Annotated in this window: 17 protein-coding genes; 8 read left to right on the forward strand and 9 right to left on the reverse strand. The window is 38.9% G+C overall.

The features are described 5' to 3' along the window. The first annotated feature begins 12 nt into the window (after positions 1 to 12). Complete coding sequence (locus JET18_RS13305; RefSeq protein WP_202091798.1) at positions 13 to 645, forward strand: NAD(P)H-dependent oxidoreductase; 633 nt, start codon at positions 13 to 15, stop codon at positions 643 to 645. 247 nt (positions 646 to 892) lie between these two features. Here the strand turns inward: JET18_RS13305 and hemE are convergent, their stop codons facing one another. From hemE to hemA, 6 genes are all read right to left on the reverse strand, one after another. Next, positions 893 to 1,924 carry a uroporphyrinogen decarboxylase gene (gene hemE / locus JET18_RS13310; protein WP_034724166.1) on the reverse strand — a complete coding sequence of 344 codons (1,032 nt, stop codon included), beginning with the start codon at positions 1,922 to 1,924 and terminating at the stop codon, positions 893 to 895. 65 nt (positions 1,925 to 1,989) lie between these two features. Continuing rightward, positions 1,990 to 2,661 (reverse strand): uroporphyrinogen-III synthase, encoded by a 672-nt coding sequence (locus JET18_RS13315; protein WP_202091801.1) that lies wholly within the window; start codon positions 2,659 to 2,661, stop codon positions 1,990 to 1,992. Between the two features lie 4 nt (positions 2,662 to 2,665). After that, entirely contained in the window at positions 2,666 to 3,322 is a 657-nt protein-coding gene (locus JET18_RS13320) for a peptidoglycan recognition protein family protein (protein WP_202091803.1), read from the reverse strand. Positions 3,323 to 3,331: 9 nt separating this feature from the next. Then, complete coding sequence (locus tag JET18_RS13325) at positions 3,332 to 3,913, reverse strand: DUF1287 domain-containing protein (RefSeq protein WP_202091805.1); 582 nt, start codon at positions 3,911 to 3,913, stop codon at positions 3,332 to 3,334. A 45-nt stretch (positions 3,914 to 3,958) separates the two neighbouring features. Continuing rightward, positions 3,959 to 4,867 (reverse strand): hydroxymethylbilane synthase, encoded by a 909-nt coding sequence (gene hemC / locus JET18_RS13330; RefSeq protein WP_202091806.1) that lies wholly within the window; start codon positions 4,865 to 4,867, stop codon positions 3,959 to 3,961. Further along, positions 4,854 to 6,128 (reverse strand): glutamyl-tRNA reductase, encoded by a 1,275-nt coding sequence (hemA, locus tag JET18_RS13335; protein WP_202091807.1) that lies wholly within the window; start codon positions 6,126 to 6,128, stop codon positions 4,854 to 4,856. Before hemA ends, hemC begins: the two co-directional genes overlap by 14 nt. A gap of 382 nt (positions 6,129 to 6,510) precedes the next feature. On the opposite strand from hemA, the gene JET18_RS13340 reads away from it, so the two are divergent. The 6 genes from JET18_RS13340 to JET18_RS13365 all read left to right on the forward strand — a co-directional run bounded on the left by JET18_RS13340 (position 6,511) and on the right by JET18_RS13365 (position 12,822). Continuing rightward, the gene (locus tag JET18_RS13340) at positions 6,511 to 7,536 is read left to right on the forward strand and encodes a rod shape-determining protein (protein WP_034700899.1); all 1,026 of its coding nucleotides are present in this window, start codon (positions 6,511 to 6,513) and stop codon (positions 7,534 to 7,536) included. A 28-nt stretch (positions 7,537 to 7,564) separates the two neighbouring features. Then, entirely contained in the window at positions 7,565 to 8,419 is an 855-nt protein-coding gene (mreC, locus tag JET18_RS13345; RefSeq protein WP_202091808.1) for a rod shape-determining protein MreC, read from the forward strand. Beyond that, on the forward strand, positions 8,412 to 8,918 hold the full coding sequence (locus JET18_RS13350; protein ID WP_034724152.1) for a hypothetical protein: 507 nt from the start codon (positions 8,412 to 8,414) through the stop codon (positions 8,916 to 8,918). Before mreC ends, JET18_RS13350 begins: the two co-directional genes overlap by 8 nt. Next, a complete protein-coding gene (locus JET18_RS13355; RefSeq protein WP_202091809.1) occupies positions 8,915 to 10,927 on the forward strand; it encodes a penicillin-binding transpeptidase domain-containing protein in 2,013 nt (670 codons plus the stop codon). Before JET18_RS13350 ends, JET18_RS13355 begins: the two co-directional genes overlap by 4 nt. Then, positions 10,924 to 12,153 carry a rod shape-determining protein RodA gene (rodA, locus tag JET18_RS13360; protein ID WP_202091810.1) on the forward strand — a complete coding sequence of 410 codons (1,230 nt, stop codon included), beginning with the start codon at positions 10,924 to 10,926 and terminating at the stop codon, positions 12,151 to 12,153. The genes JET18_RS13355 and rodA overlap by 4 nt, the downstream gene beginning before the upstream one ends. Positions 12,154 to 12,243: 90 nt before the next feature. After that, the gene (locus JET18_RS13365; protein WP_202091811.1) at positions 12,244 to 12,822 is read left to right on the forward strand and encodes a pentapeptide repeat-containing protein; all 579 of its coding nucleotides are present in this window, start codon (positions 12,244 to 12,246) and stop codon (positions 12,820 to 12,822) included. A 332-nt stretch (positions 12,823 to 13,154) separates the two neighbouring features. On the opposite strand, the gene JET18_RS13370 is transcribed toward JET18_RS13365, so the two are convergent. Further along, positions 13,155 to 13,865 (reverse strand): C40 family peptidase, encoded by a 711-nt coding sequence (locus JET18_RS13370; RefSeq protein WP_202091813.1) that lies wholly within the window; start codon positions 13,863 to 13,865, stop codon positions 13,155 to 13,157. Positions 13,866 to 14,202: 337 nt separating this feature from the next. Beyond that, a complete protein-coding gene (locus JET18_RS13375; RefSeq protein WP_202091815.1) occupies positions 14,203 to 16,398 on the reverse strand; it encodes a glutamine synthetase III family protein in 2,196 nt (731 codons plus the stop codon). Positions 16,399 to 16,690: 292 nt separating this feature from the next. Here JET18_RS13375 and JET18_RS13380 point away from each other — a divergent pair, with 292 nt between their 5' ends. Then, positions 16,691 to 18,382 (forward strand): DUF6909 family protein, encoded by a 1,692-nt coding sequence (locus JET18_RS13380; protein WP_202091817.1) that lies wholly within the window; start codon positions 16,691 to 16,693, stop codon positions 18,380 to 18,382. 266 nt (positions 18,383 to 18,648) lie between these two features. Here the strand turns inward: JET18_RS13380 and JET18_RS13385 are convergent, their stop codons facing one another. Next, positions 18,649 to 19,341 (reverse strand): hypothetical protein, encoded by a 693-nt coding sequence (locus tag JET18_RS13385; RefSeq protein ID WP_202091818.1) that lies wholly within the window; start codon positions 19,339 to 19,341, stop codon positions 18,649 to 18,651. Positions 19,342 to 19,681: the final 340 nt, after the last annotated feature.

Consider the following 19,681-nt stretch of genomic DNA (forward strand, 5'->3'; position numbering starts at 1 on the left):
AAATTTAATTTAATGGAATTAATTGAAAAATTGAACTGGAGATTTGCAACGAAAGCAATGAACGGTCAGAAAGTACCACAGGAAAAAGTGGATAAAATATTGGAAGCCGCAAGACTGGCACCTACTTCCAGCGGGCTTCAGCCTTTTGAAATCATTGTGATTACCAATCAGGATGTAAAAGAGCAGATCAAACCGCATGCTTGGAACCAACCACAGATTACGGATTGTTCGCACCTTTTGGTGTTTGCCGCATGGGATAATTATACGGAAGAAAGAATCAACACTATGTTCGATCTTACCAACAAAATCAGAGGTTTTGAAAATGAAGGCTGGGAAAACTACAGACAGATGCTGCTGAGCACTTATCCTCAGAGATCTGCTGAAGAAAACGCTATTCATGCCGCTAAACAGGCTTATATCTCTTTCAGTGCAGCGATCATTGCAGCTGCTTTTGAAGGTGTGGATTCTACTCCCATGGAAGGGTTTTCCCCTGAAGCGGTAGACGAAATTTTAAACCTGAAAGAAAAAGGGTTGAAGAGCGTTTTATTACTCCCAATCGGGTACAGAGATTCAGAATCAGACTGGTTGGTGAATCTTACCAAAGTGAGAAAATCAAAAGAAGACTTTATAACTGAAGTGAACTAATCACTCATTTTTTTCTTGTAAAAAGCCCCCTTCAATACAGATTGAAAGGGGCTTTATTTTTGATATAATTTAATGTATCTTATTTTGTCTAAACCTCATAGGTTTCAAAAACCTATGAGGTTTAAATTTGTACCTGTCTGTTTAACGAAAATCTAAGATTTTCAAAACCTATGTGATATTCTTATTCACAAAGCATGTTCTTAATCAACTAAGTGTTAAAAACTTTTGCTCCTTTTGTGGTTAAAAACTAGTTATTTGGTTTCCAGTCCACAACCGCCCTGATAAACGCCTCCGCATTCTCAACAGGAATATTCGGAAGAATTCCATGACCCAGATTGGCGATATATCTGTCTTTTCCAAAACGGTTGATCATCTCAGTCACCATCTTCTTAATCGTTTCCGGAGTAGAGTGAAGTCTTGCAGGATCAAAATTCCCCTGAAGCGTCATCGTATGATTCGTTAACGTTCTTGCGAATTCCGGCGTAATCGTCCAGTCCACACCCAAAGCCGAAGCTTTAGACATCGTCATATCTTCAAGGGCAAACCAGCATCCTTTTCCAAATACTACTACATGCGTCAGAGGGCTTAATGCCTCAACGATCTGGTTGATGTACTGCCATGAGAATTCCTGATAATCTGTAGGAGAAAGCATTCCTCCCCATGAATCGAAAACCTGTACTGCAGAAACTCCTTTTTCCACTTTTCTTTTTAAATAGGCGATCGTGGTATCCGTAATTTTCTGAAGCAGTAAATGAGCCGCTTCAGGCTGCTGGAAACAGAAAGATTTTGCAATATCAAAAGCTTTACTTCCTTTTCCTTCAATACAATAGCACAGGATCGTCCAAGGAGAACCTGCAAAACCGATCAACGGAATTTCGTTGTCTAATTTAATTAGGGTAAGCTCAATGGCATCAAAAACGTATCCTAAAGTATCATCCACATCAGGAACAATCACATTCTGAACCTGTTCCATTGTTCTGATCGGATTGTCCAGCCACGGACCTACATTTTCTTTCATTTTAAAATCAATTCCCATGGCCTGTGGAACCACCAGAATATCAGAGAACAGAATGGCTGCATCCAACGGAAATCTTCTGATCGGCTGTACCGTAATTTCTGAAGCCAGCTCAGGCGTCTGGCATCTGGTGAAGAAATCATATTTGTCGCGCAGCGCAATGAATTCCGGCAGATATCTTCCGGCCTGTCTCATCATCCATACCGGCGGTCTTTCTACAGTTTCTCCGCGGAGTGCTTTTAAATATAAGTCGTTTTTAATCATAATTTATTTAAACTAATACGGCCGTTCCCGACACTCATTATTTTTACCAGCCAATGTGCAGCTGCTTAAAGTTCCTTTTTAATCAATCCGAAAACAGAAGCCAGATTATTTTCCTCTGAGGTAAAGATCTCTGTGGAAGTGTGTTTTCTCAGCTCACCCGAGGTGGTTTCACCGATGGAAAAAATCTTCATTCCTTCTAAAGAATTGAGTTTTGCAAAACTACGAACTCCGCTTGGACTAAAAAAGACTGCAGCATGATATTTTTCAGGTACGGCAGGGTAGAGTTCTTCCGTTCTGTAGACCGTGATCTTTTTGTAGCTGATATTCTGCAGAGGAAGGGTTTTATCCAAAACATCAATGGCCAGGTTGCCGCAGAAATGAAGAAACTGTTCGTGCTGGCAGTTTCCGATGATAAACTTCGAAAGGGTGTCGGCATTTTTCAGCACTTTAAACGTTCCGAAACCATATTTTCTCAGTTCCCGTTTCGTTTTTTCGCCGACGCAGTATATCTTGTTGTAATTTTTTGCCGTAAAATCTTCGTTAGGCTTGAACTGATTCCCGAAGAAAGAACTTACTCCGTTGACACTTGTAAAGATCAGTGAATAGTTTTTTAAATCAAATGCAGGTATTTTGATAGCTTCCGTTCTGATCACCTCAATACATTCCGCCGAAATATCCGATCCCAGTTCTTTGGATAGCAAGGTGGCGTCTATGATTTTGGTCAATAGAATTTTCATTCGATTAGGGTTTATCTTTTAAATGCAGATCAGTAACCAGCAGTCTTACTTTTTTCATGAAATCTTTTCCCGGATCCTCTTTCGCTGTAAAATAGTTCGGATCCGTTTCTTTCCAAAGCTTCGAACCTCTGAAAGCTCCGTATTCCGAGTGCCCGATCAGATATTCTATATTGTATTTCTTAGTTAAATACCGTACCAGCTGGGCATTTGCCGAAACCTGCTTTTCTGTAAGCGGCTGGCTCTTGCTTCCAATATTTTCAATACCGATCGCACAATAATTAAGTCCGATGGTGTGTCTGGCAAACATATTGGGCTCCATAAGCTGGTAAATGGTTCCGTCCCTGTCTACAATAAACTGTGAGGAAACATTTAAGGTGCTCTGCTTTTTTAAAACATTTCTGGCAGATTCCAGATGGGTTTTATTAAAATACTTATAATTCGTTTCTACCGTTCCGCCGGCCGTGTAATGCAATACAATTATTTTGGGCGAAATAGCAGGTGAACTCTGTACTATATTATAATGACTTTTAAGGTACTCTAAGCTTAAACGTATTCTTTCCTGTGAATAGTCTATCGGTTTGCTGATTATTTTAAATTCGCCGGTCTGCGCTTTCGTATAGCATGCAATCAATACACATAAAGCATAGATAAGATTTTTCATAAATGCAGTTTATTTCTGGTATTGATAATGTCCGGTGACGGTATATTTGAAAAGAACATCTTCCAAAACCTGTCCGCCTCCGATATTGTGTACAATCATATATCTTTTGCCGTCAGCAGATTTTTTATTCACAACCAATCCGATATGGGTAAGATTTCCCGGTAAAATCCATGTCACAATATCTCCCGGAACATACAGCGCAGGATTGGTTTCAATAGATTTTACTTTTCCGAATTTTGAAAAAAAGACGGCTAGATTCGGAACTCTTCTGTGGTCAATATTGGTATCAGGCTTTTTTAATCCCCAGGTTTTCGGATATTTTGAAAAATTTTTCGCCATATCTTCATGAACTTCTTTCTGAAGATCAATGCCCAGCTTTCTGTACGCCCGTATAATCACATCCGTACAGACTCCTTTACCGGCTGGAACATCTCCGCCAGGATATTTGATCACAAAATAGGTCGGATCATATTGAACGCTGCTGTCTATTAATCCCAATGCAGAGTCAGAAAGCTGAAGCGCAAACTTGCCCTGCGCATTTCCAAGAAATACACAAAAAGTAAATGCGAATAAAAAAAAGTATTTTTTCACTGTCCTGAAATTGAGAATTAATAAGATAAACCTGCTTACAGATTCTTAGTACGAATTTTTGATTTCAGTCATCAGCTCTTTCCCTCCGTTTTCAAGAACGATTTTAGCGAATTTCTCGCCAAAATTCTCCGTCTCGTTATAATCGAAGCTCTCATCGGTAGCAATGCAGTTTTTGCCATCCAGTGAGCAGAGTGCGGCTTTGAAACGGATCTGGTTCTCGATGATTTCAGCATAAGCTCCGATTGGGGCAGTACATCCGCCTTCCAGTGTGCTCAGGAAATTTCTTTCGATCTCTACACAGATCTGGGTTTTCTTATGATTGATCTGGCTCAGGATTTCATTGATCTCAGTTTTGTCAGAATGTCCTGCAACAGCAATTACGCCCTGGGAAGCAGCCGGGATCATTAAGGGAAGCATTTCATAATCAATGTCCATTTTCATCCTCTTGATTCCTGCCAGCGATAGGATCGTAGCATCAAAATCTCCATCTTCCAGTTTCTGAAGACGCGTCTGGATATTTCCACGGATATCGGAAAATTCAGCATGAGGATAATTTTTTAGCCAGAAGGCTCTTCTTCTGAGACTGCTGGTAGCCAGTTTCAGCTCATGGAACTCTTTATTTCGGGCAGATTCTTTGCGGATCAGTACGTCCTGAGGAAAATCTCTTTCCAGATAAGCAACGATCTCAATATGCTGAGGAAGTTGGGTAGGAACATCTTTTAAAGAATGTACGGCAATATCAATTTCGTCATTCAGTAAAGCCACATCAAGGTCTCTTGTGAAAACCCCGGTGATCCCTAAAGAATAAAGCGGCTGATTCAGGTTCTTATCGCCCGAAGATACGATAGGAACTATTTCCGTTAAATAATTGCGGTTTTGAAGGTGCCTCGCAACCTCCCTTGCCTGCCAAAGTGCAAGTGCGGAATTTCTTGTTCCGATTCTAATGCTTTTCATTGAATTCGTTGTTTGGTTGTTCAACTAATATTTCGTGCATTAATTTACTAATTTCTTCGGCTTTTAAAGGATTGTCTATGATAAATTTTGCAAAACGGTTGGTGATTTTCTGGATCATTTTGTCAGAAAGCTCCATGTCCGTGATGTTTATGTATTTATTTTTTCTGTAAAAATTATGCATTTCATTACGTTCCATATTCTTCAGAACGGCTTTGAAATGGTGGATATTGGGTGCCAGCTTTCTTTTTTTCTCCCATTCCAGAAACTCTTTCATCAGTTCTTTGATGATTTTTTCAGCTTTTGGTATTTCTTTTTCCCTTTGCTGAATGGTTTCCTGGATCTGTTTGGAAAGTTCATCCACATCAATTAAAGTTACATTTTCATTCTCTGTAACGTCTTTTTCAACGTTGTGGGGAATAGAAAGATCTATAACCAGGGTTTCTTTTCCGTTCGGGAAGTGAGATTTATTGATGATAGGGTGTTTGGCTCCCGTGGCAACGATCAGAATGTCCGTATTTTTTAATTCCCGGTCAAAATCAGAATAATCAACATGAGGAATACTGTATTTCTGGGAAATCTTTTCAGCTTTCTCCTGGGTTCTGTTCGCGATTTTAATTTTAGGCTGGTAAACATGCTTCACCAGGTTTTCAACCGTATTCTGCCCGATTTCGCCTACACCCAGAAGAAGAATGTTCTTTTCAGTGATTTTTTTCTGGCTGTTCAGGATATAATGAACCGCCGCGTAAGACACAGAAGCGGCTCCGTTGGAAATTCCGGTTTCATTTTTAATTCTTTTCGAAATCTGTATGGCTGCATTGATGGCTCTTTCCAGGTAAGGATTGGAATTCTGTCTTTCTTTTTTAAAACGGCTGTATGCTTTTTTGATCTGTCCGATGATCTCAAAATCCCCGATAATCTGGCTTTCAAGTCCGGCAGCTACCCTGAAAAGATGAATCAAAGCTTCCTCTTTGGTAAGGATATTTGCAAACTGGAGGAAGTCCGTAAGCTGGACTCCGATGGTTTTACAGTATTCTTCCGCAACCAGCAGATAATTGGGTGAAGTGGTATAGATCTCCGTTCTGTTACATGTGGATACCACAAATGCATCCCCTAAATCCACATTGTGAATCCGGGTAACAAAGTTTTTGATGTTGTCATCAAAGAATGCAAATTTTCCTCTCGTTTCTACATCGGCCTTCTCGTAGCTGATGGAAAGCACAGCAAAATTCGATGTTTGGTGGATGTTGGAATGTTGTAACATAAGCAGTCGCAAATTTACGTTTTTTTTAATTAATCACCCTCTGATAATGTATATGATAATTATCGTGAAAAACTATGGTCATACAGCAGAAATTTCCATAAGGTGACAGGCGGAGAAAGCAAATAAAGCTCAGTTTGCATCCTGTAAATTTGCCAATTAGCTGATCTGTTTTTTCAGCCTTCTTTGCCCTTTTGGCTATTCGCAATTTTGCGGTCTCATTACTCCATTAATTTTAGTTTAAATCAGGCTCCGTAAATGATTAAATCAAAAGTTAGTATAAGATTATAAATTTTAATAAAATTTTAACCAAATTATATGTACGTTAAATTTCTTTGGTAGTCTTAAATTTATATCTTTGTAAACTTAAAATCAGAAGAGAAATATGAGTTTATTTGATATGTTTACGCAAGAAATTGCGATAGACCTTGGTACTGCCAATACCCTTATCATCCATAATAATAAAATTGTTATAGATCAGCCGTCAATTGTTGCAATTGAACGTTCTACGGGTAGACCCATTGCTGTTGGTGAGCAGGCTAAGCATATGCAGGGTAAAACTCATGAGGATATCAAAACAATCCGTCCATTGAAAGATGGGGTGATTGCAGATTTCCACGCTTCTGAACACATGATCAAGGAATTCATCAAAAAGATCCCGGGGATTAAAGGAAGATTTATTCAGCCTGCCCTGAGAATCGTGATCTGTATCCCTTCCGGTATTACTGAAGTTGAAAAAAGAGCGGTAAGAGATTCTGCTCAGAAAGTCAATGCAAAAGAGGTAAGACTGATCTACGAACCAATGGCTGCGGCAATTGGAGTTGGGATTGACGTACAGAAGCCTGAAGGAAATATGATCATCGACATAGGTGGTGGTACTACGGAAATTGCTGTTGTAGCGTTAGGAGGTATCGTATGTGATAAATCTGTGAAAATTGCAGGTGACGTATTTACTAATGATATTGCATATTACTTAAGAACTCACCACAACCTTTACATCGGAGAGAGAACGGCAGAAAGAATCAAAATTGAAGTGGGTTCTGCGGTAGAAGATCTTGATGTAGACATTGAAGATATCCCGGTACAGGGCAGAGACCTTATCACAGGGAAGCCAAAAGAAATTATGGTGGGTTATAAAGAGATTGCCCGTGCATTAGACAAATCGATTATCAGAATTGAAGATGCCGTAATGGAAACACTTTCTCTTACACCGCCGGAACTGGCTGCTGATATTTATAAAACAGGTATCTATCTTGCTGGAGGAGGTGCTTTATTGAGAGGTCTTGCGGACAGACTGCACAAAAAAACCGGTCTTCCTGTATTTGTTGCAGAAGATCCGTTGAGAGCTGTGGTTCGCGGAACAGGTATTGCGCTTAAGAATATGGATAAATTCAATTTCTTAATTAAATAATTTTAACTTTTTACGACTATATATCTGAATGGGATTTTTGCTGAGATTATTTTCGAAGAATGCTCTTTTTGTCTTCTTTATATTCCTGCAGATTATTGCTCTGGTTCTGATATTCTCTAAAAACGCCATGCAGAAATCATGGATCGCAGGCCAGTCGGCCGCATTGAATTCATGGATTTCGGGGTATATAGATGAGGGAGTTTCCTATCTGAAGCTGAAACAGATCAACGAAGATCTTGTGGCTCAGAATAAATCTTTAATGCTTCAGCTTTATGGCAAGGAAGGAGCAAAGAATCCGTCATTCAGAAAAGTTCACGATACATTGGGCGGCGGCCAGATCTATACTTTCGTAGATGGCGAGATCGTATTTAACAGTATCAACAGACGAAATAACTACTTTACCATTAACCGCGGCCGCAGAGACGGTGTTTTCCCTCAGATGGGGGTAATGGCGCCTAAAGGGATCGCGGGAATTGTCATTAATTCAACAGACAGCTATGCTTTGGTTCAGTCTGTCCTGAGTGTCAATAAAATCAGAATCAACGCTGCATTAAAGAATTCCGGGTATTTCGGAACTTTAACGTGGAATGGCGATAATTCCAGGGTGATGCATCTTGCAGACATTCCTAAATATGTTGCTTTAAAAGTGGGCGACACCGTTGTTACCGATGGGAAATCAGCGATTTTCCCTAAAGGCGTAATGATTGGAACCATCGCAGGATATTCCGTAGACAATAAAACCGGATTCTGGGATATTTCAGTAGAATTGAGCGAGAAAATGGGTGCTTTAAGCAAGGTATTCGTTGTGAAAAACCTTAAAAAAGCAGAGGTACAGAGAATTCAGGATACATTACAGACCGTCATAAAAAAAGAAAATGATTAGCAGGACTTTATTTACCGATATATTGATCATGATCTTCCTGGTTGCATTACAGATTTTTGTATTGAACAGGATTACCATTTTCGGGAAATATACACCGGTTCTTTATCCGGTATTCGTCATGTTTTATCCTTTCTTCAGAAATAAGTATCAGTTTTTAGCTTTAAGCTTTTTAATAGGACTTTCCGTAGATGCATTCCTCTATTCATGGGGAATCAATGCTTTTGCAACAACGCTGATCGCTTATTTCAGAACGTTGATCTTCAGGACTTCCACAGATACTTCCACAGACTTTTTCTCTTTTCAGTCCCTTCAGTGGGCGCAGTTTTTGCTGTTTCTGTTTTCAAGTATCTTTCTGCATCAGCTTTTAGTGCAGTACATCGAATTTTTTAAATTTAGCCGGTTTTTTGAAATATTACTTAATGTAGTGATCACAAGTATAATTTCCTTTATATTTATAGTGGTTTACGCATTAATATTTAAAATCAAACAAAAAGTTTGAACACACGTTATTTAAAAATCTTTTCTGCCCTCGTAGTTATCGCCCTTATATTTGTGGCGAGACTTGCGTATTTACAACTGTTTACGGATCGTTATGCCTTAAATGCAGCCAATACTTCCATTAAAATTGAATACGTTATCCCACAGAGAGGAGTCGTCTTCGACAGAAATGGAAAGATCCTGGTAGGAAACCAACCGGCGTACGAAATTTCCTTTACACAGGCTTTGATGAAACCTGACTTTGATACCCTTGGATTCTGCAACCTTATGCAGATCAATAAGGCTGATTTTATCAAAAGAATCAGTATCATCAAAAAAGAAAAATATTACTCCAAGCTGACTCCGATGACTTTTCTGAAGGACCTCAGCAGGGAAGATATTGCAAGGGTTCAGGAAATTATTTTCAAGTATCCTGCATTCAGCATTGTTTCCAGACCTCAGCGCCAGTATGAAGTGGGCACTTCCGGAAACCTTTTAGGCTATACCAGTGAGGTGAACGAAAGAGAAATAAAAAAAGATTCTGCCTATTACCTTCCCGGCGATTTTATCGGTAAAACCGGAGTGGAGAAATCTTATGAGAAAGATCTTCGCGGGGTAAAAGGGATGAAGTATATTCAAAAGGATATTAAACTCCGGAATATCGGTTCCTACAAAAACGGAACATTAGACAAAGATGTTATTACCGGGAAAGATATTACCCTGACCATTGATTATGATCTTCAGAGGATGGCAGAAGAAATGCTGGTAGGAAAACACGGAGCCATTGTAGCCATAGACCCGAATAACGGCGAAATCCTGACCATGGCCACCGGCCCGGATATTGATCCGAATCTGTTTACAGGTCCGTACAAGTCAAAAAACCTGTACGCATTATCAAAAGACACCTTATACGAAAATAAACCTACGTTTGACCGGTCTGTTCAGGCAGCTTATCCTCCGGGTTCTACCTTCAAATTACTGACTGCTTTGGCAGGTATGCAGATGGGTGTAATGGATGAGAACACCATTTTCCCGTGTGGAGGAGGTTTCTATTATAAAGGATTAAGAATTAAAGGACACGGTGGAGCTGATCCCCTGATTCCTTCGATCCAGGTTTCCAGTAACTGTTATTTCTCACATGCTTTCATTGCCATCATGAACAAATATCCGGGCGACCCTTCCAAAGGGGTTGATGAATGGAAAAAAATCATGAGCAGCTTTGGAGTAGGAGAATATCTGAATAATGATATTGCTGTAGGTTCGCCGGGAAGAATTCCTTCAGGTAAATTTTACGAAAAACGAAGCGGGAAGAAAAACTGGAGCCCTGACTATACCATGAACGGTTCTATCTTCAATGGAATGGGACAGGGAGATGTTCTGGTAACGCCTCTTCAATTGGCCAATTATGTGGCTGCCATTGCCAATAAAGGATGGTTTTACACGCCTCATATCGTTAAATCTATTGATGGGAAGCCTAATCCCGATCCGAGATTTAAAACAAAACATAAGACCCTTGTAGATCCTAAGCACTTTGAACCCGTATTGAAAGGGATGGAAGCCGTGGTATTAAGAGGTACTGCAAGAAGTCTGAAATCCAATGACTTTACCCAGCTTGCGAAAACAGGTACGGCTCAGGTTCCTCAGGGAAAGGATAACTCAATCTTTGTATTGATTGCTCCGGCAGATAAACCAAGAATTGTAGTTGCTGCCGTTATGGAACATGCCGGATTCGGAGCTACATGGGCAGGACCAGCCTGTACGGTAATTGCTGAAAAATACATCACCGGAGATCTGAAGAGAGAAAATCTCTACAAAAAGATGACCGGAGCCAGCTTTATGCCTGAATATAAAAGACAGTGGGTGGCGGATCTGAAACGTAAAGGATTATACAAAGATCCTAAAGAAGATTCTGTAAAGCTGAAAAGAAAACAGGACAGCCTGAATTTTATCAAAGAGCAGAAAATAAAGCTGCAGAAAAAAATAGAGGAAGAAACAAAGAACAACGCTAAAAATAAAAAGGTAAAGCAATGAAATGGGCAGAAGGAATAGATAAACTGGGCCTCGGGCTGTATTTCCTGCTTTGCATCTTTGCAATCGCAAATATCTACAGTGTTGACCAGAAGTTGGGAGAAAAACAATTGATTTTCTTCTGTATTTCTCTGTTTGTCGGGCTTATTATCTTTGTGGGGAGAAGTAAGTTCTTCGAGAATATGTCCGGAATTATTTACATCGGCGGTGTTCTGCTTCTGATTGGTCTTTTCCCGTTTGGAAAGGAAATTCTGGGGCAGAAAAACTGGTACAAATTCGGGAGCTTTACCATGCAGCCGGTAGAATTTGCCAAAATAGGAACAGCACTTATGCTGGCCAACTATGTTTCCGGACCGGATTTTAATTTAAAGGTTAAAAAATCACTTTGGACTGTATTGGCTATTATCGGAATTCCTGCCGCAGTGGTTCTGATGATTCCGGATGTGGGCTCTATGCTTGTATTCATCGCATTTTTTATTGCTTTATACAGAGAGGGCTTAAATGGTCTTCTTTTCGGGGTAGGATTTATTTTTGCCGGAGTCTTTTTGGTCTCTCTTGCCATACCTCCGTTGTATGTGGCGTTGGCTGTAGTGATCATTGCAGGGCTTTTAATCGCCATGAATTATCACAGGATGTCCTGGGATGTCATTTCTATCGCAGGGATTTCAGGGTCCATTCTTCTGCTTTGCGGATTGGCTTTCGGTTCGCCTTATATTTTAGAGAAGCTTCCTAAGCACCAGAGAGAAAGAATTGAGGTTCTTTACAAAGGAGAAAAAGCATTCAGAGATACCTCCGGGTACAACTTATTATACTCAAAAACAGCTATAGGTTCCGGCGGACTCTTAGGAAAAGGATACCGCGAAGGATCTGTAACACAGGGAAAATTTGTTCCGGAGCAGGAAACCGATTATATATTCTGTACCGTAGGGGAAGAATGGGGATTTGTAGGAAGCGCCGTTCTGATCTTATGCTACATGATATTTATCGGCCGGATCTACTATCTCGCAGAACAGCAGAAATCTACCTTTAACCGGGTATTCGGGTATTGTTTTGCGTCTATCCTCATGATGCACTTTACCATCAATTTAGGGATGGTTATGGGGCTTTTCCCGACCGTTGGGATTCCGCTTCCGTATTTCAGTTATGGAGGAAGCTCGCTCCTTGCCTTTTCTATGATGACTTTTATTTTCTTTAAACTGAATTATTCGGATAAGAACAGCCTTGTATAACTTTTTTGAAATAGTTATCAAAAGTGTTTTAAATTAAAAGTCTCCAAAATCTTTTACGATACATATACACTATCTAAATAAGGATCAATAATGAAACATGCCCATATTTCAGACCAGGACTTCCAGCATATAAATCATTCAGAACAACCTTTTGAAAAAGGCGAATATGAAAACTGCACCTTCAGAAACAGCAGCTTTGAATATGCAGATCTCTCTGATTTCAGTTTTACAGGCTGTGAATTCATCGGTTGTAATCTGAGTATGGCCAAACTGGTAAAAACCTCTTTTCAGGATACTGTTTTCAAAGAATGTAAAATGTTTGGGCTCCAGTTCAGTGAATGCAATCCCTTCGGTCTTTCATTCAGATTTGATGAATGTCTGTTGAATAATGTGGTATTCTACAAAACCTCCGTTAAGAAGACGGTATTTAAAAATTCCAGATTAATAGAGACGGATTTTGCAGAATGCGATCTGTCCAATTCCATGTTTTCCGGCTGTGATCTTTCCGGCGCCATTTTCGACCGGACAAACCTTGAAAAAACAGATTTCAGGACTTCCTTTAATTATTCAATAGATCCTGCTTTAAATAGGCTTAGAAAGGCTAAATTTTCACTTTCAGAAGTACACGGACTGTTGTATAAGCTCGACATTGAAATAGATAGGAATTAGAGGTTAGAAGCTAGAGATTAGAAATTAGATGATGGAGGACGGGAAACCTCTTTTGCTTATATAATTTAAATTCAATGGGGGCGGGCTTTAGCCCGTCTTCTGCATTTAGATTGGGTAGACTGGAAAAAGAGTTGTTTCATTGATTTACTACTCTGAAACCTATCCTGGAATATTCGATAGGGGTGGGCTTTAGCCCGCCTTCATATGATAGAGTCTCAAAAAAGGCTTTAGCCAAAACCTATTCTTTCAATGATATCAATTCAATTCATGTTCAGAAATAAAAAAACCATCAGATATCTGATGGCTTCATTATTTAAATCAATTATTTAAAATTAAAAACTTGTCGCTGTGGATGGAGTAGAAGAAGCTAAGTTGTTATAAGCATCTCCGTTCTCGTTGATCACTCTTTTTGCAAACCTGAATTTCGGTCCCCAATAGGAATCATTCAGCGATGAGATCATTACCCCTTTTGAAGTGGCTGCATGGATGAATTTGATTTCACCTTCCTCAGTAACACTTTCTACGATACCTACGTGAGAGATTCTTCTTCCGTGTGAAAAGAAAATCAAATCTCCTTTCTGAAGCTCACCTTTATCAATGCTTTCTCCTTCCTGAGCCTGAGAAGCTGCTACTCTTGGTAAGCTAAGCCCTGCTGCTGCTCCGAATACAGAAAGAACGAAAGCTGAACAATCAATACCTCTTCTGGTCATCCCTCCGTATCTGTAAGGAGTCCCAAGGTAAGTTTCAGCTTCTGTAAGGATATTGTCGATCGTTTTATTGTATTTGACTGCTTTTGCAATCTCAGAATTCTTAATGGCTTTTTTCGCGCTGGCGATAGATGCTGCCTTTTCAGCTAGAAAAGAATCGATAAGTCTTTGCTTATCCTGCTCCATTTTCTTATTGTCAATAGAAGCTAGTTTGGCATCTGTTTTGTATTCTTTAGCGTAAGTTGCTGGTTGTGAAACTACATAATTTGTAGCGCATGATTGAACTGAAACTGTAGACACTAAAGCAACTAAATAAAACAAAACTCTTTTCTTCATATATATTTGATTATCCGTGTTAAAAGGAATATTTATTTTCACAAAGCATTACAAAAGTAGAGATTCCGGCCAAAAGACCCCTGATATGATTATTGTCAGGTTCTTTATTTAACACATTTTAACATATTATTTAAGTATGTTAAAGAAAAACAAACCGCAACCGCCTATTTTTGGTGAGTCTGCGGTTTTTTTTATTAAGATTCTTTAACAAAATAAATCGCCTATCCTTTATTAATCGGATTTTGTGATTTACAACTCCAATTTTCACTGCTGTTAATAAACCAAAAAAACTCCCCGGAAAACCGGGGAGTTTAACTAATATGGAACTTTACAGATGTTATTTTGTAAATAACATTTCTCTATATTTAGTCATTGGCCAAAGCTCATCATCAACCATCATTTCAAGATTGTCAGAGGCTTCTCTGATACCTTCGAATAAAGGAATTACTTTGGTGCAGTATGCTTCTGCCTGCTTCTGACTATTGGATACAGCCTTCGCTGCTTCTCTTGCTTTAATAAGATCTTCAACGCCCAGTTTAATTTTGGAAACGTTTTCAGAGATATTGGTGATTAAGCTCATTTGCTCTTTCGCCAACGTTTTGAATTCTTTATCCCCGAATATTTCTTTAAGACCTTTTACGTTCTCGATCAGTCTGTTCTGATAATTTAAAGCAGAAGGAATGATGTGGTTTCTTGCGATATCACTTAAAACTCTTGCTTCAATATCAATAACAGTAGAATATTTTTCAAGTTTAATTTCATTTCTGGCTTCAACCTCTCTGTGGGTGAATACGCCGATCTCTTCATAAAGATCAAGGAATTTCTTATCCATTTCCTGCTTAAGAGCTTCCGGAGTGGTTTTTAAGTTGTTTAAACCTCTCTTTTTAGCTTCTTTTGCCCAGTCATCAGAATATCCGTCTCCTTCAAACATAATGTTTTTACACTGCTTGATGTATTCTCTTAATACATTGAAGATCGCTTCATCTTTCTTAAGGCCTGTTTCGATAAGGGCGTCTACTTCTTTTTTGAAATCGTTCAGCTGTTTTGCAGCGATCGTGTTCATTACAGTCATAGATTCTGCACAGTTCGCAGAAGATCCTACCGCTCTGATCTCAAATTTATTTCCTGTAAATGCAAATGGGGAAGTTCTGTTTCTATCCGTGTTATCTAAAAGGATTTCAGGAATTTTTCCAACTACATTTAATTTTAGATCTGTTTTCTCATCCGGAGAAAGTTTTCCTTCCGTTACCTTTTCCAGTTCTTCCAATACTCTGAACAGCTGGCTTCCGATGAATACGGAAATAATGGCAGGTGGCGCTTCATTAGCCCCTAATCTGTGGTCGTTGCTTGCTGATGCGATACTTGCTCTTAAAAGATCAGCATATTCGTGAACAGCTTTAATAGTATTAACGAAGAATGTTAAGAACTGTAAGTTTTTCTTAGGATTTTTTCCCGGGCTTAATAGGTTTTCACCTGTATCTGTTGCTAAAGACCAGTTGTTGTGCTTTCCGCTTCCGTTTACGCCTGCGAATGGTTTTTCGTGGAATAAAATATGGAAATGGTGCTTGTGAGCAATTCTTGCCATGATGTCCATCAATAAAGAGTTGTGGTCTACAGCCACGTTCACTTCTTCGAACATTGGAGCAAGCTCAAACTGGTTAGGAGCTACTTCATTATGTCTTGTTGTTACCGGAATTCCCAGTTTCATACACTCAATTTCCAGCTCCTTCATAAAGTTCATTACCCTTGTCGGGATAGAACCGAAATAGTGGTCATCCAGCTGCTGTCCTTTAGCAGGAGAGTGGCCTAATAAAGTCTTTCCTGTTAAAACAAGATCCGGACGGGATTGGTATAATGCGGAGTCAACTAAGAAATATTCCTGCTCCCACCCTAGAGTAGGCGTTACTTTTGTTACGTTTTTGTCAAAATACTGCATTACATTCGTTGCAGCTTCATCTACAGCATTCAAAGCTCTTAAAAGAGGGGCTTTATAATCTAAAGTTTCTCCTGTATAAGAGATAAAGATAGAAGGAATACAAAGAGTAGTTCCCATGATGAATGCAGGAGAAGTAGGATCCCATGCGGTATAACCTCTTGCTTCGAAAGTGTTTCTGATTCCTCCGTTCGGGAAAGAAGAAGCATCCGGTTCCTGCTGGATCAGTAGGTTTCCGCTGAATCTTTCAATAGCTCTGCCTCCTTCAATTGGAGTGAAGAAAGAGTCGTGCTTTTCTGCAGTAGTTCCTGTTAAAGGCTGAAACCAGTGTGTGTAGTGCGTGGCACCTTTGCTCATTGCCCAGTCTTTCATAGCTACCGCTACCTGGTCTGCAATATGTCTCTGGATTTTAGTTCCTTTCTTAATAGCATCCATAATAGACTGGAAGGCTTCTTTAGTCAGGTATTCTCTCATGGTTTCTTCTGAGAAAACATTCTGGCAGAATAATTCTGACAATTTTCCAGGTACCTCAACAGAATTATCTCTTCTGAAGTCCTTAAATGGTAAAGTTTCTAACGCTTTGAATCTTAAAGTTGACATAATAAGGTTAATTTTTACAGGGCAAATTTACAAAAAAAATGAATTCAAAATATTTTTACCCTAAAAAATATAGGGGTATGTCTGAAATTTTTAAAATATAAACTGTGGTTTAACTTTTTATTACGGGGGTGCTGGTAGATTGTATTTCAAATTTACCCTTTATTGAAGCATCATGAATATATTTTGCATGATCCACTTTAGAAAGCATGAAGATACAAATTTAAACCGCTTGTTAAAAGATACTTAAAATAAGTTGAGCCGAGATTTTGTATATTTGTGTGAAATTTATTTTATGACAAATTCTAGAGCTAGAGAAACAACGGAAGCAATTGAAAGATTGTATATTTCTATGAGACACCTCTTTTACAGAGGTTTTTTTAAACCTGCCGGTGTTTCTGGAGAAAGTATCAGAAGTTTGTTGAAGACTATCAATCCAGAGATTTATGGTACCATGAATATTCCGAATAAATTGGAATTAAATGGTTTGATGTACGTTTTAGACAGACTTCCTGAAGGAATTGAAGAATGTGCTTTTATTCATCTTACATCAGATGAGGGCTTTGATAAAGGAAGTTTCGAACCTATTGTACCTAAAAAGAGAAGAAGAAACTGCTATAGAATAGACGAACACCAGATGAATATTGAAGTTCTTTTGGGGCGTTCCGAAATTTATGATATCCTTACCCACCTTACCTTCTTATTTATAGAAGCCGATAAAGTGAGAAATCTGGCTTTCATTCAGGATGAAAACTGGAAACCGACACGTGCTTTTAAAATCATCGAAGAAGTAGTAAAAGGGGAAAAGAAATTCAGCAGAAAAGAAAAAGAAGTGGCTTTGATTCATTTGTCTTCTTTAATAGGAAGAACTTTTGAAGAGACATTGAATGCTTACAATTCTTTCGGGGATGACAGTAACCCGGACCGACTGTTCAAGATCATCTACAACTTAGGAAAAGTAAGCCTTGAAGATGCCAAGCAGACCAGAGAAAGAGAAATTCATTTCAGTGCTATATTAAAGGAAAGAGTAGGGCATCACTATTTCGGTGAGAAATGGGCCAATAAAGTGAAAGATGTTTTATTCGAAAACGATCTTCATATGCGTCCGCTGCACATTATTTCCGCCAATATGCACTCTGTGAAAAATATGCTGTACGGGAATGATGCTTTAAAGAAAAAAGACAATAAGGAAGTAGATTATAAGCTGTACGGAGATATCTCAGATAAAAAAGAACTTCGCGACAAAGTTTCAAAATATGCTTTGGAGGAAGGCATGATCTATATTAATGATAAGAGCGGAAGTAATATTGATGTTCAGATCATTGATTTAAGCAAAACAGACCTTAAAAACACGCCATTCAGCGGTGCAAAATACAACGGAGACGATGTGATTATGGTTTTCGACTACGCTTTCGGAGAACAGGCCTATGAGGTCATGGACGAATTGCTGAGACCCTACGAGCACAAAGGAGAAGTCTATATGATGAAAGTGAAATCCGTTTCTATCATGGGGAAAGCCGGTATTCTTGCAGGCGGAAAAGGAGATATTATGATTCCTACTTCTCACATCTTTGAAGGAACAGCAGATAACTATCCTTTCGAAAACGCTTTGAAACTGGATGATTTTAAAGATGACGAGCTGAAAGCATTTGAAGGACCGATGATTACCGTATTGGGAACATCACTTCAGAACAGGGATATCCTTTCTTATTTTATGAACACTTCATGGAAAGCCATTGGTCTTGAAATGGAAGGGGCACATTATCAGAAAGCCATTCAGGTAGCCTCCAAGATCAGACACCATATTGCACCGGATCTGTTCGTGTGTTACGCATACTATGCTTCGGATAATCCTTTGGAAACGGGAAGTACTCTTTCTTCAGGAGGTTTAGGACTTACAGGCGTAAAACCTACCTATCTGATCACGTTAAGAATCCTTGAAAAGATTTTACAAAGCGGAAAAAAAGAAATTCCGGCTAAAAAATAATTTGATTTTTCAATCCTATGGAAACCTCAGGTGTATTTTACATTTGAGGTTTTTTTATTTAATAATCTAACCTGAGTTGAGGATAAGAAGTTGGGATTAAAAGGCAGGAAGCTGGAAGCTGGAAATTACTATTGGGCAATAATATTAAACTGCTGCCTTTAAATTTGTTGAAACTGCTTCAAAAATTAATAAAAGCCTCGTTGTATTTCTGTCTTTGGACTTCAGTAACTTCCCTCTTCCGGCTTCAAACTTCCTTACCAGTTAATCTATTCAATTTTATAATATTGGGCGAACCATTTGTCAAACGGTTGTTTGTATTTTTCCTGGGCAGAAGTGATTATTTCGTCTGGATTTTGGGTTTGGTCTAAACCGTAATTTTCCTTTAGCCATTTCAAAAACTTGTTCAGATCTCTGCTTTCTACATCATCTGTATCTTTGTAAAAGTAAGCTTGTTCAAATTCAACTGAGATTTCCTTGTCAAATGTGATCAGATGAATGAGCTGCAGAATATTTTCAGCCACGATATGCGTTCCTCCCTCATCACCGAATACCACAACAGGCATTTCATTAATGGGTTTTGCGGTTCCATCATTCCAGATTGCATAAAAAGAGCCCGTACCATTTGCCTGTGCAAAAGGAAACAGTTGATCCAGAAATGCGGGATCTTCACTCCAGCTTTTAAGGCCTGATTTATCATCAACCATAACAGCAAACCCCTGTGAGTAAAATTCGGCAGCTGAAATATGGGTTTGAAACTCAATCAGCTTTTCTAATTCGGCTGGGATTGCTTTTAAACCCCAGTTTTCTTTGAATTCTTTGATATCCATATTTTTATATGTTGGTTTGTTCTGCAGTTGCTGTGAGGAATCAGTAAGTTTTTCCTGCGTATTTTTTGAGCGTTTGCCATCATCTTTATTTTTCTGTTCCGAACAGCCCAATAAAGTTAAGATCGTTGTCATTCCTGTAATTATTAAAGTTCTTATCATTGGTTTGCTGTATTTTAGCGGTTAACTTTAATCCTTTTCTATGAATTGAAATTACTAAAATAACATGAGTTCGGGATAAGATTGTTTGTAAATATCCTGCGCGGTCATATTATTTTTAACGCGATATCCGCAAAGCTCTGTTAATTCTTTTATTTTCCGGTCGCAAAAGACACTCTGTTAAGCAATGCCTGCGTGCTGTTTTTGCTGAGTAAAAAGTCCTTGCGAATATTTTTTCAGGTTTAATTAAAAACATTTTGTGATCGTAGCGTTTAAAGTTATTTAATTTTATAACCTGATTTGATTATCTTTCCTT

This window comes from Chryseobacterium endalhagicum (genome assembly GCF_016745235.1).
In the GTDB taxonomy this organism is placed as follows: domain Bacteria; phylum Bacteroidota; class Bacteroidia; order Flavobacteriales; family Weeksellaceae; genus Chryseobacterium; species Chryseobacterium endalhagicum.